The following is a 13,879-nucleotide window of genomic DNA, read 5'->3' as shown; positions in this document are numbered from 1 at the left end:
TCGCCCATCTATATCGACATCATGAGTCCCCAGTGGTCGGCCGGAAACCGCAGGCGGGCCGGGAATTCCTACTTCTGACGCGCGCGGGCCTTGGCCGTCTTGCGCTGGTTGGCTCGCTGGAGTGCGTCCACCAGCTCGTCTTTGGTCATCGAGGACCGGCCGGAAATGTCGAGCCGCCTTGCCTGCTCGTAGAGGTGCTGCTTGCTGGCGGAGGCGTCGACACCACCGGCGGTCTTGACCGGCCGCTGTCCCGCACCCCTGGTGGCCTGCTTGTCCGAGGGCCCGCGACGTTTCTTGGGTTCCCAGTGATCGCCGACCTTCTCGAAGGAGTGCTTGAGCGCGGAGAAGGCCGTCTGGTGTGCCCGCCGTCCCTCGCCATAGGTTTCCACCGCCGAATCGTGCGCCTCGATCCAGGTGCGCTGCGCTTTCTCCGGCGAGCGGCGGAGTGTGCTGGGAAGGTCTTCTCGTCCAGGCATCGGTCGTGCTCCTATCGTATAGGCCTTCGATGCATGCCCTGGATAGCCCGATGCCCTCCGGCTCAAACCGGCGGCGGCCGCACGTACCGGCGGTTTCCGAGTACTCCCCGGCGGCGCCGGGTACACACCCGTTACCGAGCACTCACCAATCCAAGGGGCATCGTGTCGGATTCCCGCCAGCCCCCGCAGGAACAGCGGCCGCCCGGCAAGACGGCGGCGATGCGCCCGGAACCGCGTGATTCGATGGCGGGCTATCCCGGCCGGGAACTGCTGTCGGGTAAACGTGCGCTCGTCACCGGTGGGGACTCCGGGATCGGCAGGGCCGTGGCCATCGCGTTCGCCAAGGAGGGCGCGGACGTCACGATGCCTACCTCGATGAGCACGAGGACGCCGAGCACACCGCGAAACTCGTCCGCGCGGAGGGCCGTTACTGCGAACTCGTCCCCGGTGACCTCGCCGCGGCCCAGCAGTGCCGGGCCGTGGTGGAGCGCACCGTCGAGGCGCTCGGTGGCCTGGACATCCTGGTGAACAACGTGGCGACGCAGTGGGCACTGGAGTCCCCCGAGGACCTGACCGAGCAGCAGTGGATGCGTACCTTCGACGTCAACGTCCACAGTTACGTCCGCGTCGCCGCGGCGGCACTGCCGCATCTGGACGAAGGTGACTGCATCATCAACACCGGCTCGGTCAACGGCTTGCGCCCGGCCACGCTCCCGCCGGAGAAGGTGAGCGGTTTCGGCGGCCATGTCCCCCTACGACCGGCCCGCGCACCCGGACGAACTCGCCCCCTCCTACGTGTTCCTCGCCGCAGGCCAGCTCTCCTCGTATTACACCGGCGAGGTGCTGGCGCCGCTGGTCGGCCAGACCCCTCCCGGGGGTGAGCCATCGCTCGAACGCAGTCGAGCGCACCCCGAAGGCTCGGGGTGCGCTCGGCGGCGGTGTCCCCGCCGCCACCGGGTCAGTACGGCAGGCTCACTGCCCGACCTTGACGCCGGGCTCGCCCAGCTGGAACTGGATGGTTTCCTTGGGTTTCCTTCCGGGCGCGTTGGGTTCCACTCCGCGCTTGCCCATCGGCAGCACCACCCGCTTGAAGGTCGCCTCCAGCATCATCGCGCTACCGGCGTACCAGGCCAGCACGGCCGACACCAGGAGCACCCAGCCCGCGATGGTCTCGATCAGGGCCACGCCTCCGATCAGCCCGATCGCCAGCAGGGTCGCGCCCGCCGCCAGGGTGAACAGCACCAGCGAGATCGCGGCGTTCTCCGCGGCCGCGGCCACCGCGCCGACCCAGGTGATGGCGGCCAGCCCGATGAACCAGAAGCCGAACGCCGTCGCCGCCACCGCGCTGGTGCCGGTGCCGGGCACCAGGCCGGTCGCGACGAACAGGTGGTAGATACCGTAGGCGATCCAGAACGAGCCCCAGGCGCCGTGGATCGCGGTGGCCAGCGCGTCCCGCGCCCGATAGGACCACATCCCCGCGAGGAACTGCGCGATCCCACCGAAGGCGAAGACGAACGGCGCCAGAACCAGCGGTGTCGTGGTCTCGTTGCCGTACCACCCGGCAAGGTGGGCGGCGACCATGAAGGTCGAGGCCGCGAACCCGTACAGGCCCAGGATCGAAGGGGCCGCCACCGGGCTCAGGTTGATATGCGTGTGCTCACGCCAGAAACCGAACTCGGAATCCCCCTCGTGCCCGTTACCACGGGCCGCTGGGGCACTGTGCGTCATCGGATGACCTCCTACTCGGTTGTCGTTGTCGCTGCTTTGCAGGGAATACCCATAGACCGGAGGACAATTCATCCGTCATCTGCCGAATCTCCTCGGGCCGGCACCGTGTCCCCGCGCGCTGAACGGGTAATCGAGGGCCGGTCTCTGTCCACGATGACGGAAAGGTGGGCGCGATGATCTCGTTCCGACGTCGCGCGGTGGCCGCCGCCTCGGCCGCCCTGCTGGCACTCGGCCTCACCGGCTGCGATTCGGCAGGCCCGGAGCACGGTGCCGACCTGGAGGACGTGGCGGAGGAGGACTACTTCGACGGCACGAAGTACCTCGACGAGCAGGTCACCATCAGCGCCGAGGTGAGCGATGTGATCAACCCGCGGGCCTTCGAACTGGGCGGGCACGAGTACGGCGACGAGTCGCTGCTGGTGCTGTACGCCGAGGGTGCGGATGTGCACAAACGCGAGCTGGTACAGGCCACTGGCACGGTCCGCCAGTTCCGCTACGCCGACTATCTCGAGCCCTACGGTCTGGTGGACGAGGGGCGTTACGATGCCTTCCGGGACGAGGAGTTCCTGGTGGCGGAGCGGGTCGAGGTGAGCGCCCCGCCGCGGGGCTGAGCCGGGAGGACACCCGCCTGCGGCGCGGCGACCGCGCGCCGCACCTGCTACCGGAACTCAGTCGGCGAGTACCTGTTCGCGCAGGATGTCGGCGTGGCCGCAATGGTGGGCCAGTTCCCGGAGAACCTGCAGGTACACCCAGTGCAGGGTGCGCGGTCCGGCCCAGTGACCGGTCACGACGGTGTCCAGGGGCAGGTCCGCGACCACCGTCCTGGCCGTGGCGCAGGCTTCCCGATGGGCTGCCGTGACCGAGCCGACGGTGTCGTCCGCGGAGAGCCGGAAGGATTCGTCCGGACCCTGCACCAGGCCGAGCTCCCGGCGGGACGTACCGCCGACGCACTCCTCGAACCACACCCGCTGCATCCACGTGACGTGCTTGAGCAGCCCGAGCAGCGTCGTCGCCGACGAGACGAGCCGTCGGCGGGCCTGTTCCTCGGTGAGACGGACGAGAGTCGCCTCGATCGCATCGCGATACTCCTCGATGAACGCATCGAGCTGGGTGCGCTCATCCTCCAGCGGCACATCGAACGAGCCCATCAGCGCCTCCGGACGTAGTAGTAGCGCTTGCCGGCGCCGGGTGCCCGGAACCGACCCGGCCGCTGCTGCTCGGACCTCGCCACGAGCACCGATTAGATCTTGCTCGGGCACGGAAACCGGGTAGCGACACGCGCCTCGCCCCGGCGCCGAACCGGGTGTGAACGGCGCCGGAGGGGGTACACCCCCGGCATGGCAACCATCGCGGACAAGGCGACCTTCAAGGCCGGGCAGCCCGCGCTGCTCAGCGGCGGCTACGACTGCGACGCGGGCTGCGGGCACCATTGGCACACCTCGGAACCGAACGAGATCCTGCCGGAGCTGCCCGAGGACTGCACCGGCGACGCGTGGCTGCTGCGCCGCGAACCTGCGGGCTGACCTCCTCGGGCGGGCCGGGCAGGCCGGGCAACCCGCCTCGCCAGGTGCGTACCTCCCGGCTCAGGGCTGCAACAGCACCTTGATCGCGCCCTCACGCTTGTGCTGGAAGAGCTCGTATCCGCGCGGCGCCTCGGACAGCGACAGCCGGTGCGTCGCCAGGTTCTCCGCGCCCAGCGGGTCCTCGGTGCCGGTGAGCAGCGGCAGGATGTCATCGATCCAGTGGCGCACGTTCGCCTGCCCCATCCGCAGCCGGATCTGCTTGTCGAAGAGGGTCATCATCGGCATCGGGTCGAGCATCCCGCCGTAGACCCCGCTGAGCGAGACCGTGCCACCCCTGCGTACCGAGTCGATGGCGGTGTACAGGGCGGCGAGCCGGTCGATCCCGGCCTTCTCGGTGAGCTTGGCGGCGATCACACCCGGCAGCAGCCCCACCAGGTCCTGCGCCAGCTTGCCCGCGGGCGCGCCGTGCGCCTCCATACCCACCGCGTCGATCACCGAGTCGGGGCCCCTGCCCCCGGTGAGGCCCCGCAGCGCGGACGGCAGGTCCCGGTGCTCCCGCAGGTCGAGGGTGGTCGCTCCGTGGCGCTGCGCCAGGGTCAGTCGCTCGGGCACCAAGTCCACGCCCAGCACCGTACCCGCACCCCGGTGCGCGGCGATCCGGCAGCACATCTGGCCGATCGGCCCGAGCCCGAGCACCGCGACACTGCCGCCTTCCGGGATCTCCGCGTACTCCACGGCCTGCCACGCCGTGGGAATCACGTCCGAAAGGTAGAGGAACCGCTCGTCCGGCGGCCCTTCCGGCACCTTCACCGGACCGTAGTGCGCCTGCGGGACCCGTAGGTACTCCGCCTGCCCGCCGGGAACCTGCCCGTACAGCCGGGTGTAGCCGAACAGGGATGCGCCCTTGCCGGTCTGCTTGTTCTGCGTCGTCTCGCACTGCGTCTGCAGGCCGCGCTCGCACATGAAGCAGTGCCCGCAGGAGATGTTGAACGGAACCACCACCCGGTCCCCCTGGCGCAGGCCGCTCACCGCGGACCCGGTCTCCACCACGATGCCCATCGGCTCGTGACCCAGGATGTCGCCCCGCTCGAGGAACGGGCCGAGTACCTCGTACAAATGCAGGTCGGAACCGCAGATACCGCTGGAGGTGACCCGCACGATCGCGTCGGTCGGTTCCACCAGTTCGGGATCGCGCACCGTCTCCACCCGGACGTCCCGTTTGCCGTGCCAGGTAACCGCCTTCATCGAGAGCTCCTTTCGTCCCGATCCGGGTACCCGCGCGGGTGCGGGCAAACCCCGCGCGAGGTTTGCCGTATCCGGCACCGGATACCCGGGTGCCGTGCGAAAGTCCGCCCCCGAGTCATCCGGAATCCGGCTCACCAGCGCAGGTCTGCGCCGCGCCACGACCATGGCCGCGCGGTTGCTGGTCCTGTTCCTGGCACTGTGGGCGCTGCGCACGCTCGTCTCGCACCTCGCGTTCGTGGTGGTGCCGGTCGCGGTCGCGTTGCTGCTGGCCGCGGCCTGCGAACCACTGGTGCGGCGGCTGGCGCGGCGGGGGACCCCGCGCGGGCTGGCCGCCTTCGCCGCGATGCTCGGCGGCGCCGTCGTGGTGGGTGGCCTGGTCGCCTTCGCTGTGCTGAGTGTGGTGAACAACCTTCCCGAGCTCGGCAGGCAGCTGACCGCCACCCTGGACGCGGTGCGGACCTGGCTGGCCGAGGGGCCGCTGCGGCTGGACGACCAGCAGCTGCGCGATATGTTCGGGCGGCTGCGGGAATGGCTGACCCAGCACCAGCAGTCCCTGGTTTCCGGCACGATGGGCGTGTTCAGCACGCTCGGGCAGGTGCTGGCAGGCGGGCTGCTCACCCTGGTCATCCTGGTACTGCTGCTCTACGACGGGCCGAAGATCTGGGACTTCCTGCTGCGGCCGTGGCGGCCAGCCACCCGGGAGTTCGTCGACGACGCCGGGCGCACCGCCTTCCACGACCTGACCAGGTACGTCGGCAGTACCGCGCTGGTCGCCCTGATCGACGCGCTGGGCATCGGCCTCGGTCTGGTGCCGCTGGGCGTTCCGCTCGCCGTACCGCTGGCCGCGCTCGTCTTCCTCGGCGCCTTCGTGCCGTATGTGGGTGCGTTCGTCTCCGGAGCGATCGCGGTGGGGATCGCGCTGGTCACCAACGGCCCCGTCACCGCGCTCATCGTGCTGGGCATCGTGGTGGCCGTGCAGCAGCTGGAAGGCCAGTTGCTGCAGCCTCTGCTCACCGGGAACCTGGTGCGGCTGCATCCGCTGGCCGTACTGCTGGCGATCGTGGTCGGCGGGGCCGAGGCCGGCATCGCCGGTGCACTGCTGGCCGTGCCGGTGCTGAGCAGCCTGCGCGCCGTGCTGGTCGCGGCAGGCAGGCACCGCGCGCGGGAAGACTGACACCTCAGGCGGCCACGCTGGTTTCCAGCTGCCGCATCAGCTCGCCGAGGAGGGAATCGGTACGCGGTCCCCGGTGCCGGGCGGCGCGCTGCCTGCCCTCGGCCGAGAGACACCACCGCCACCGGTCCTCGAACGCCCCTGGCACGGGTGTGTCCTCGGCGCTGACCAGCGCCGGCCAGCCCAGCACGCAGGCCTGTGCACTGAGCCTGCCGCCGCCGTTGACCGGATCCACCGCCAGCACCGGAACGCCCTGGCCGAGCGCAAGGACCAGGTCCTGTGCCTGGGTGGTCACCAGCACGTCGAGCCTGCGGAGCACCGCGAGAACCTGGTCGGGGGTGGCGCATCGGCGCCAGTCACCAGGATCCAGCCGGGTTTCCAGCGGAACGCGGGCACAGTCCAATCCGGACAGCCAGCCGGTCAGCGCCTCGTACACCCCTGGATGGGTGCGCCCCTCGCCGTATTCCGGTCGCGGGTGGGTCCCGGTGACCCCGGCCACCGGGACGGGCAGGCCGTCCGCGGCGATGGCCAGGTCCGGATGGCCGGTCTGCTCAGCCTCCCGCGGGAGTACCCGATGGAAACCGGAGGCCGCGGGGTCAGCAGGGTCCAGTACGGACACCCCGATGGCGATCCGGTGACAGCGGGCGTAGCGGGAATGCAGTTCCCGCAGCTGCCTGCCGCGCAGCGGGCCGCAGGCGAACACCAGATGGGTGTAGCGGTCCGGGTCGGCGCCGCGCAGGCCCGGCTCACCCGCCCGCAATCCTGGACTCCAGGACAGGTCGCATTCGATACCCGCGGCGGTGAGGGCCGAGTGGACGCGCCGCATTCCGAGCACGTCGCCAGCGGCCGCCTCGCCGTGGTCGAAACTCGGCCAGCCCGTGACGAGTACGCGCATGGCGCGGGGATACCCACGGTGGCCTCCGGCTAACCCGCAGGTTTGGCCCGGCCCGGACCGGGTAGCCAGTAGCGGTGTTGCCCGAGACCGGATTCAGGAACGCCGTGGTGACCGGCGGCGCGGGCTTTCTCGGTTCGCACCTGTGCGAACGGCTGCTGTGGCTGGGAACCAACGTGCTGTGCGTGGACAATTTCGTCACCGGATTACCGCAGAATGTCGCGCATCTGCGACACCGGAGGGGATTCCGGCTGATCGAGCATGATGTGACCAAACCGCTCGGCATCCGCGGTCCGGTCGATCTGGTGCTGCACCTGGCCTCCGCGGCCTCTCCGCTGGACTATCTGCGGTTGCCGGTGGAGACCCTGCGCGCCGGCTCGCAGGGGACCATGCGTGCACTGGATCTGGCCGCGGCCAAGGGGGCACGGCTGGTGCTCGCCTCCACCAGCGAAGTCTACGGCGACCCGCTGGTGCACCCGCAGCCGGAAAGCTACTGGGGCAACGTCAATCCGATCGGCCCACGCAGCGTCTACGACGAGGCCAAGCGCTTCGCCGAGGCGACGGTCGCCGCATATCACCGGGCGGGCCGCTGCGATACGGCGATCGCGCGTATCTTCAACACCTACGGCCCCCGTATGCGCCCCGACGACGGGCGCATGGTGCCGACCTTCATCCAGCAGGCACTGGCCACCGAGCCGATCACGGTGACCGGGCGGGGTGAGCAGACCCGGTCGATCTGCTATGTCGAGGACACCGTGCGCGGCCTGCTCACCCTCGCGGACAGCACCCTCGCGGGCCCGGTCAACCTGGGCAACCCGCAGGAGCTCACGGTGCGGGAGATCGCCGAGGAGATCCGGGAGCTGGCCGGCAGTGACTCGCCGATCCGGGCCGTGGACGCCCCCACCGACGATCCGCAACGCCGGTGCCCGGACATCACCGTCGCCCGCAGCAGGCTCGGCTGGCGGCCGTACGTCTCCGCACCCGAGGGCCTGCGGCGCACCATCGACTGGTGCACCGTCCGGGCTGAGCGGACCGCACCGGTACGCGGCGGGGTCCGGGAGCCTCACTCACCGGCCAGCTAGCGTGTTCAAGAAGGGCACGCGGTCGCCGAACCCGGCCACGGGCCGCGACTCCGTCACGGCTGGTACGCCGGGTGGGCAGGCGGCGCACCGGCTGCGCCAGGTAACGGGCCCGTTCCTGGGTGGTGGCCAGCCGCCGCGCCACCTCGGCGATCAGCTCGATCCCGTCCGGGGTCCGGGTGCTCCCGGAAACCCGCGCGGCCGCACGCAGGGTGCCGGGCAACGCCTCGGTCAGCCGGTCCCGCTCCGTCGCCGGCAGGTGCTGGGCCAGTGCACCGATCACGGCCGTGGCGGATTCCCGTGCGCGGTCCACGCTGTCCAGCCCGCCGCGCTGGCGAACCGACTCGACGAAATCCTGGTACCTCAGCATGGGTTTCTCCCTTCGATCGCGCTGGCTGCCACCGAGACCGCGGGCCGGTCAGCTCCGTTCCTTTCTGGCCGGGCGTAACCGGCGCGCCGTCGCGGCCAGACCCGCAGCCGCGCCCAGCAGCCCCGCGGTGAGGATGCCGTGATGCTGGGACAGCCACAGCTGCGGGCTGCGGTCCCGTGACCGCGCGGAGAACCGGCCACGGGCACCGAAATCCGCGGCGCCGCCGGCATCCGCCGGGTGCCACAGGTTCGCCGGCCGGTCCGGATCCTCCGCGGCCTGGTCCTGCTGTGCGCGGTATGCGGTGCGGGCCAGGTAGCGGTCCAGCAGCCCGCCTGCCACCCGGTTGCCGAGCATGGTGCCCACGGTGCTGAAGCCGACCCAGTACCCGCGGCGACGCGGATGGTCGGCCGCATGCAGCACGGCGCGGGCCGCCACCTCCGGCTGGTAGATCGGCGGGATGGGCTGCGGCCTGCGCGGCATCCTGGACAGCGCCCATTCGAACTGCGGAGTGTTCACCGCGGGCAGGTGCACCATGGTCACCGCCACCCCGCTGCGTTCGTGCAGCAACTCACAGCGCAGCGACTCGGTGAACCCCTGAATGGCGTGCTTGGCACCGCAGTACGCCGACTGCAGTGGGACGCCCCGGTGCGCCAGCGCGGAGCCGATCTGCACGATCGCGCCCCGGCCGCGGGGCCGCATCTGCTCCAGCGCGGCCCGGGTACCGTGCACGAATCCGTGGTAGGTCGTGGCGGTCACCCGATGGAATTCCGCGGGCTCGATCTCGGTGAACGGTCCGAAGGCGGTGGCGAACGCGCCGTTGATCCAGACGTCGATGGGGCCGAACTCCTCGGCCACCCTGGCCGCGACGGAACGCACGGCGTCGTAGTCGGCCACGTCCACCGGGATGGGCAGCGGCACCCCGCCCGCGGCCCGGATCTCCGCCGTGACCTCGCGCAGGCCCCGCTCACCGCGGGCCAGCAGGGCCACGCGGTCGCCACGGGCGCCGAGCAGCCTGGCCGTGGCCCTGCCGATCCCGGCGCTGGCGCCGGTCACCACCACCGTCCTGGCTCCGTCGGCGTTTCCCATCGCAGCTCCTTCCCTGACGATCTTCTCCAGCCCGGGTACCCGCCCGACCGCGCGGGGAACGTGCGTATGCCCACTTCCCGGTGGGGCTGCGGCAGTATCGCCGGCACGTTCACCCGAGCAGGGCGAATGTGCCGGCGGCTGGTGATCGACCACCCATCGCCGGAATACACTTCGTGCTTGTGTGATTACTCTACGAAGTGAGGTGCATGATGAACCGATCTGTGCAACGCCGGGAGTTCGGCACCCGTTGGACCATGCGGGGCACGGTGGGCGTCGGCTGCTTCCTGCATCCCACGCGAGGTCTGGTTCGCTCACCCGCCACCCCGCTGATCGCGGCCACACTCCGAGACCTCGGCTACCCGGTACAGCAACCGGGCCGACCGTTCGTCGCCCGAACCGGCTCCGCGGAAGGAATACTCCTGACCGCCTCCTACGTCGACCGCACCGGCCAGGTCATCGGCTTCGCGGTGGCGGCACACCAGGCAGACCGGGACGCGATATCGGCGGCACGGTACGCCATCACCACCTGGTCCGCGCTGTGGCGGACCCGGCGCATCGTCCTCGCCATCGGCTCGGACGCGACCCATGCACAGGGCTGCCTGCACGGCGCGCTGAGCCGGGCCGAGGCCCGGTACTTCGAGGACCAGGACGAGGAGGTCATCCTCGTGGACAGCCGGGCGGCCAGCACCGGGCCGCCCACACCCGTGGCCGGGCGAACGGTCGTCACCTCTGCCGAGGACGTCGCCGGCCTCGGCGATCGCCCCACCCGTCTGGCCTATGTCATCCAGCCCGGCGCGGTGATCGAGGAGGCCGTCCGGATCGCCGAGCTGCTGCGGGACCGCTACCCCGGCATCCGGGGTGCGCACCCGCACGGATACTGCTACGCGGCATCGGACTGGAAGGAGACGATCCGCACCGTTGCGTCCACTTGCGACACCATGCTCGTCCTCGGTAGCCCGGACACGATGGACGTCAGGGACGCGCTCCGGTTCGCCGCCGAGGCGGGGGTCTCCGCCGAGCTGGTCGCCGGTCCGGAACGCATCCGGCCGGACTGGCTCGATGGGGCCGAGAGCATCGGCCTCGCCGTCACCGACACCGCCCCGCCCGACCTGCTGCCGAACGTCATCGGGGTCCTCACCGGCCTGGGGCCGGCCTCGGTCGTACGGCGCCGGATGATGTCCGAGACCGTCGACCCGGCCACCTTCCCTGCCGGAACGACGGCCGAGCGCTCAGCCACCGCCTGCGCGGACAGCGGAAGCGCGGCCCAGCAGTTCCTCGACTCCCGGCAGCTTCCGGTGCGGCAGTAGCCGCGACCGTAACGTCCGCAACGCCGTGTCCACCCGGCCGCTGCGGACGACCGGGTAGTCGTCAAGAAACCGATGCCAGATCTCGCCGGCCTGCTCCACCTGCCCGGCGTCGAGCCTCAGCTCGGCCAGCTTCGCCAGCAGTACGGCCCGCGAACGCAGCTCGGTCGAAGGGCGATGCCGAATCGAATCCTCCAGCGCGGTCATCGCGCCCGCCCGATCACCCAGGCCGGCGGCCACGGCCGCGCGCTGGTGGGCGAGCGCCGCCCGGTGGTACGCGCCGACCGCGGCCATCCCGCCGCTCATCCGCTCGACGATGCGCTCGGCCTCGCACAGGTGCGCCACGGCGGCCCTGCGCTCGCCGAGCGTGGCCCGCGCGACCGCGAGCTGCCCGACGAGGAACGCCCGCACCTCCGGTACGGCCCGCACGGTGCCGGCCTCCACCGCGCCCTCGGCCAGCCGTACGGACTCCCGATGGTGGCCGAGTGCGCGTGCCTGCACACTCAACGCCCTCAGCGCGATCGCATAGGTGGTCGGATCACCCGCCTCGACGGCGAGCTGGAGTGCGCTTCGGTAATGCCACTGACCCGCACCATGCAACTCGTCGTCGAAGTACAGGAAGCCACATAGGTAACGCAGCCGGGCCGCGACGGAAAGGAAACTCCGGCGGACCGCAGAGGTCGCACCGACGGCTCCCAGCAACGGGTGGATCGTGGTCTCGAGGTATTCGGTGAGCGCGGCACGAACCGGCCCCGCCCCGCAGGCGCGTTCGGCGCGCGAGAACGCGGTGAGCATCGTCGTCGCCGCGTCCAGCTCGGTGCCGCTCAGCCGCCACGGGCCACGCGGTGCACGGGGCCGCTCCCGGTCGGCTGGCAGCACCTGCGCCCATCGCGGCACATCCAGTCCAGCCACGCTGTACACGCCCGGTGCACGTGAAACCGCTGAGCCCGCGGGTACCCGGTCGGCGCCGCGGCCGAGTTCGTCCTGGCCGTGGTGTGTCCGCCGACGCACAGGTTCACCGTTGTGGCCGAAACCGGTGTCGCTCGCAGTCACGGTCCGGCCGAGCCGCCGCGACAGCGCCTCCGCGATCAGCTCCGGCACCTTCCCCCGCGGGCGGCTGCCTGCCAGCCAGTTGGCCACCGAGGCGCGCCCGTAGCCGGTCCGCACACCCGCTTCGACCGCCGTCGCGTTGACCGCGCGCGCGAGTTCCGCACCGTTCCACCGCGCCTCGTCCAGCAAGGAGCGCAACCGAACATTGGGTGCCCGACCCACTACCTATCCCTCGCTTCCACATGCGACGACCGATGGCAAGGGCCTGTTCGTCAATAATCCACGCAAACTGGACAGCCCCATCGACGCCCGAGTATTGGCGGCAACGAATGCTTCCTGCTTGTGTAAGAGTACGCGTGATCGACGCGACCCACATTCGCGACCGCCAAAGCAAACCATGGTGATCATTTATGGCATGACACTTCTGGCGCAGAAAACCGATCACTGGCCGTGACCACAGGAGGAGCAACGAGACGCATGGTACCCACTCGACACGAGCCCAACGCACTGCTGGTCGGGGGCCCTTCGACCCTCCCGGACACCGAACGGCTGCGTTGCGTTCCCAACAACGACGATCCGGTGAAAATCGAGCTTGGAAACCGCTACGAACATTTCGTCCCGACGTCAGAAATAACTACATCCGGCGAGTGGACGGTGCAGGTTTTCACCTGGATCTGCCGCACGTACGCGGCAGAGTAGATTCTGCACACAGAAGGGAAGTAGATGATTTCGGAACTTACCCTCGGCCGGAAGATCGAGCTGATGCGCCGCCGGAGGGGGCTGTCCCGGCAGGCGCTGGCCGCGCTCGTCGGGTACAGCGCCGAATGGCTACGGCAGGTGGAGAAGGACCAGCGCAGACCGGACAAGTTGTCCGCGCTGTTGCGAGTCGCGGACGTCCTGCGCGTCGACGATGTCGCGTCCTTCCTCGGCGTGACCACCGCTACGCCTACGGCCGGGCCGGACCCGCGCACGGCGTCGGCCGCCATCCGGAAAGCCCTGTTCGGCATGACCGGCCCCGGGGACGGTGGCACGGAGCAGGCCACGGTGACCGATCAGCTGCGCACGGCGTGGTCGGACTGGCGGGACGCCCGGTGGCGTTACAGCGTGCTCCAGCACCGGCTACCGTGGCTGCTCACCGCGGCGAGCGCGCTGGCCGGCCCGGCCACCGGGCGCGATGCGGTAGCGCAGCACCGCGCCGTGGCCGAGGTGCACCGGCTCGCGGCGGCGTTCCTGAGCCAGGTGAACGACCTCCCGCTCGCGTTGCTCACCGCGGAGCGTGCGGTGGCGAGTGCCGCGCAGACCGGTGACCCGGCCGTGCACGCCGCCTGCGAAGGCGGCCTGGCAGCCGTCCTGCTCCGGCTCGGCCGCATCCAGGAATCAGCCGATCTGTGCCGCACCGCCGCCGGCCGGCTCGGTACCGACACGCCTTCCGGACCGCGGTCGGCCGTCGCCACCTGGGGCGCGGTCCACCTGACCGCCGCCACCGTGTCAGCCGCCGCTGGCGAGCAGCTCACGGCCTATGAGTTACTCGATCGCGCCCGCGCCGCGGCGGCCAGGCTACCGAGCGAGGACACCGTGCCCGGCTGCTCCTGCGGCGACTTCGGCCGAGCCGCCGTGGACGTGCAGGGCATCTGTCTCGAGGTCATCCTGGGGCATACCCGGCGCGCGCTCCGGACGGCCGCCAGGGTCGACCTCGCCGAGGCGGAGTTCCGGTCCACGCGCTCCCGGTATTACCTGACGCTCGCTCGCGCGCACGCCCGGCAGCGGGACGCGGCAGCCGCCACGTTCGCACTGCTGCGGACGGAGCGGGTTTCGCCCGAGGAAGTGGTTTTCAACAGCGAGGCACGCGACCTCATCCAGCTCGTGCTACGCCAGGACGACGCGACGGTCCGGCACGAGATGTGGCGCCTCGCCGAGCGCGCCAGACTGGTGTGACCACACCGGCCGGGCACCGC

14 protein-coding genes and 2 pseudogenes are annotated in these 13,879 nt (G+C 70.6%); 8 read left to right on the top strand and 8 right to left on the bottom strand.

The annotated features are described in order from the left end of the window. Positions 1–68: 68 nt before the first annotated feature. Positions 69–476 carry a ChaB family protein gene (locus tag KOI47_RS16070; RefSeq protein ID WP_216216746.1) on the bottom strand — a complete coding sequence of 136 codons (408 nt, stop codon included), beginning with the start codon at positions 474–476 and terminating at the stop codon, positions 69–71. A 162-nt stretch (positions 477–638) separates the two neighbouring features. Here KOI47_RS16070 and KOI47_RS16065 point away from each other — a divergent pair. Beyond that, positions 639–1,352 (top strand): annotated as a pseudogene (locus KOI47_RS16065) (SDR family NAD(P)-dependent oxidoreductase); the annotation flags it as partial. Between the two features lie 96 nt (positions 1,353–1,448). Here the strand turns inward: KOI47_RS16065 and KOI47_RS16060 are convergent. Then, positions 1,449–2,204: an acetate uptake transporter gene (locus KOI47_RS16060; protein WP_216216745.1), complete on the bottom strand. Its 756-nt coding sequence runs from the start codon at positions 2,202–2,204 to the stop codon at positions 1,449–1,451. Positions 2,205–2,377: 173 nt separating this feature from the next. Between KOI47_RS16060 and KOI47_RS16055 the strand changes: the two genes are divergently transcribed. Then, positions 2,378–2,815 carry a hypothetical protein gene (locus tag KOI47_RS16055; RefSeq protein ID WP_216216744.1) on the top strand — a complete coding sequence of 146 codons (438 nt, stop codon included), beginning with the start codon at positions 2,378–2,380 and terminating at the stop codon, positions 2,813–2,815. 57 nt (positions 2,816–2,872) lie between these two features. Here KOI47_RS16055 and KOI47_RS16050 read toward each other — a convergent pair whose 3' ends face one another. After that, the gene (locus KOI47_RS16050; protein WP_216216743.1) at positions 2,873–3,352 is read right to left on the bottom strand and encodes a DinB family protein; all 480 of its coding nucleotides are present in this window, start codon (positions 3,350–3,352) and stop codon (positions 2,873–2,875) included. Positions 3,353–3,541: 189 nt separating this feature from the next. On the opposite strand from KOI47_RS16050, the gene KOI47_RS16045 reads away from it, so the two are divergent. Next, positions 3,542–3,727, top strand: a complete 186-nt coding sequence (locus tag KOI47_RS16045; protein ID WP_216216742.1) for a hypothetical protein — start codon at positions 3,542–3,544, stop codon at positions 3,725–3,727. A gap of 60 nt (positions 3,728–3,787) precedes the next feature. Here the strand turns inward: KOI47_RS16045 and KOI47_RS16040 are convergent, their stop codons facing one another. Next, on the bottom strand, positions 3,788–4,972 hold the full coding sequence (locus tag KOI47_RS16040) for a zinc-dependent alcohol dehydrogenase (RefSeq protein ID WP_216216741.1): 1,185 nt from the start codon (positions 4,970–4,972) through the stop codon (positions 3,788–3,790). 94 nt (positions 4,973–5,066) lie between these two features. Between KOI47_RS16040 and KOI47_RS16035 the strand changes: the two genes are divergently transcribed. After that, a complete protein-coding gene (locus tag KOI47_RS16035; RefSeq protein ID WP_232376774.1) occupies positions 5,067–6,146 on the top strand; it encodes an AI-2E family transporter in 1,080 nt (359 codons plus the stop codon). A gap of 4 nt (positions 6,147–6,150) precedes the next feature. Here KOI47_RS16035 and KOI47_RS16030 read toward each other — a convergent pair whose 3' ends face one another. Continuing rightward, a complete protein-coding gene (locus tag KOI47_RS16030) occupies positions 6,151–7,038 on the bottom strand; it encodes a polysaccharide pyruvyl transferase family protein (RefSeq protein WP_216216740.1) in 888 nt (295 codons plus the stop codon). Between the two features lie 74 nt (positions 7,039–7,112). Between KOI47_RS16030 and KOI47_RS16025 the strand changes: the two genes are divergently transcribed. Then, the gene (locus KOI47_RS16025; RefSeq protein ID WP_232376773.1) at positions 7,113–8,117 is read left to right on the top strand and encodes a UDP-glucuronic acid decarboxylase family protein; all 1,005 of its coding nucleotides are present in this window, start codon (positions 7,113–7,115) and stop codon (positions 8,115–8,117) included. 88 nt (positions 8,118–8,205) lie between these two features. On the opposite strand, the pseudogene KOI47_RS36420 reads toward KOI47_RS16025, so the two are convergent. Both KOI47_RS36420 and KOI47_RS16020 read right to left on the bottom strand, forming a co-directional pair. Beyond that, a pseudogene (locus tag KOI47_RS36420) lies at positions 8,206–8,484 on the bottom strand (DUF2267 domain-containing protein); the annotation flags it as partial. Between the two features lie 48 nt (positions 8,485–8,532). Beyond that, positions 8,533–9,570, bottom strand: coding sequence for an SDR family oxidoreductase (locus KOI47_RS16020; protein WP_216216739.1), 1,038 nt, complete (start codon positions 9,568–9,570; stop codon positions 8,533–8,535). A 209-nt stretch (positions 9,571–9,779) separates the two neighbouring features. Here KOI47_RS16020 and KOI47_RS16015 point away from each other — a divergent pair, with 209 nt between their 5' ends. Further along, positions 9,780–10,877, top strand: a complete 1,098-nt coding sequence (locus KOI47_RS16015) for a hypothetical protein (protein ID WP_216216738.1) — start codon at positions 9,780–9,782, stop codon at positions 10,875–10,877. Here the strand turns inward: KOI47_RS16015 and KOI47_RS16010 are convergent. Next, the gene (locus tag KOI47_RS16010) at positions 10,800–12,146 is read right to left on the bottom strand and encodes a hypothetical protein (protein WP_216216737.1); all 1,347 of its coding nucleotides are present in this window, start codon (positions 12,144–12,146) and stop codon (positions 10,800–10,802) included. The two genes, KOI47_RS16015 and KOI47_RS16010, sit on opposite strands and share 78 nt — an antisense overlap. A 255-nt stretch (positions 12,147–12,401) precedes the next feature. On the opposite strand from KOI47_RS16010, the gene KOI47_RS36415 reads away from it, so the two are divergent. Further along, positions 12,402–12,623, top strand: a complete 222-nt coding sequence (locus KOI47_RS36415; protein WP_408629913.1) for a DUF5988 family protein — start codon at positions 12,402–12,404, stop codon at positions 12,621–12,623. 24 nt (positions 12,624–12,647) lie between these two features. Next, entirely contained in the window at positions 12,648–13,859 is a 1,212-nt protein-coding gene (locus KOI47_RS16005; protein ID WP_216216736.1) for a helix-turn-helix domain-containing protein, read from the top strand. Positions 13,860–13,879 lie beyond the last annotated feature (20 nt).

Origin of the sequence: Amycolatopsis aidingensis (assembly GCF_018885265.1) — a bacterium.
In the GTDB taxonomy this organism is placed as follows: Bacteria; Actinomycetota; Actinomycetes; order Mycobacteriales; family Pseudonocardiaceae; genus Amycolatopsis; species Amycolatopsis aidingensis.
The sequence above is the reverse complement of the archived record's forward strand: the minus strand, read 5'-3'. Positions and strand labels throughout refer to the sequence as shown.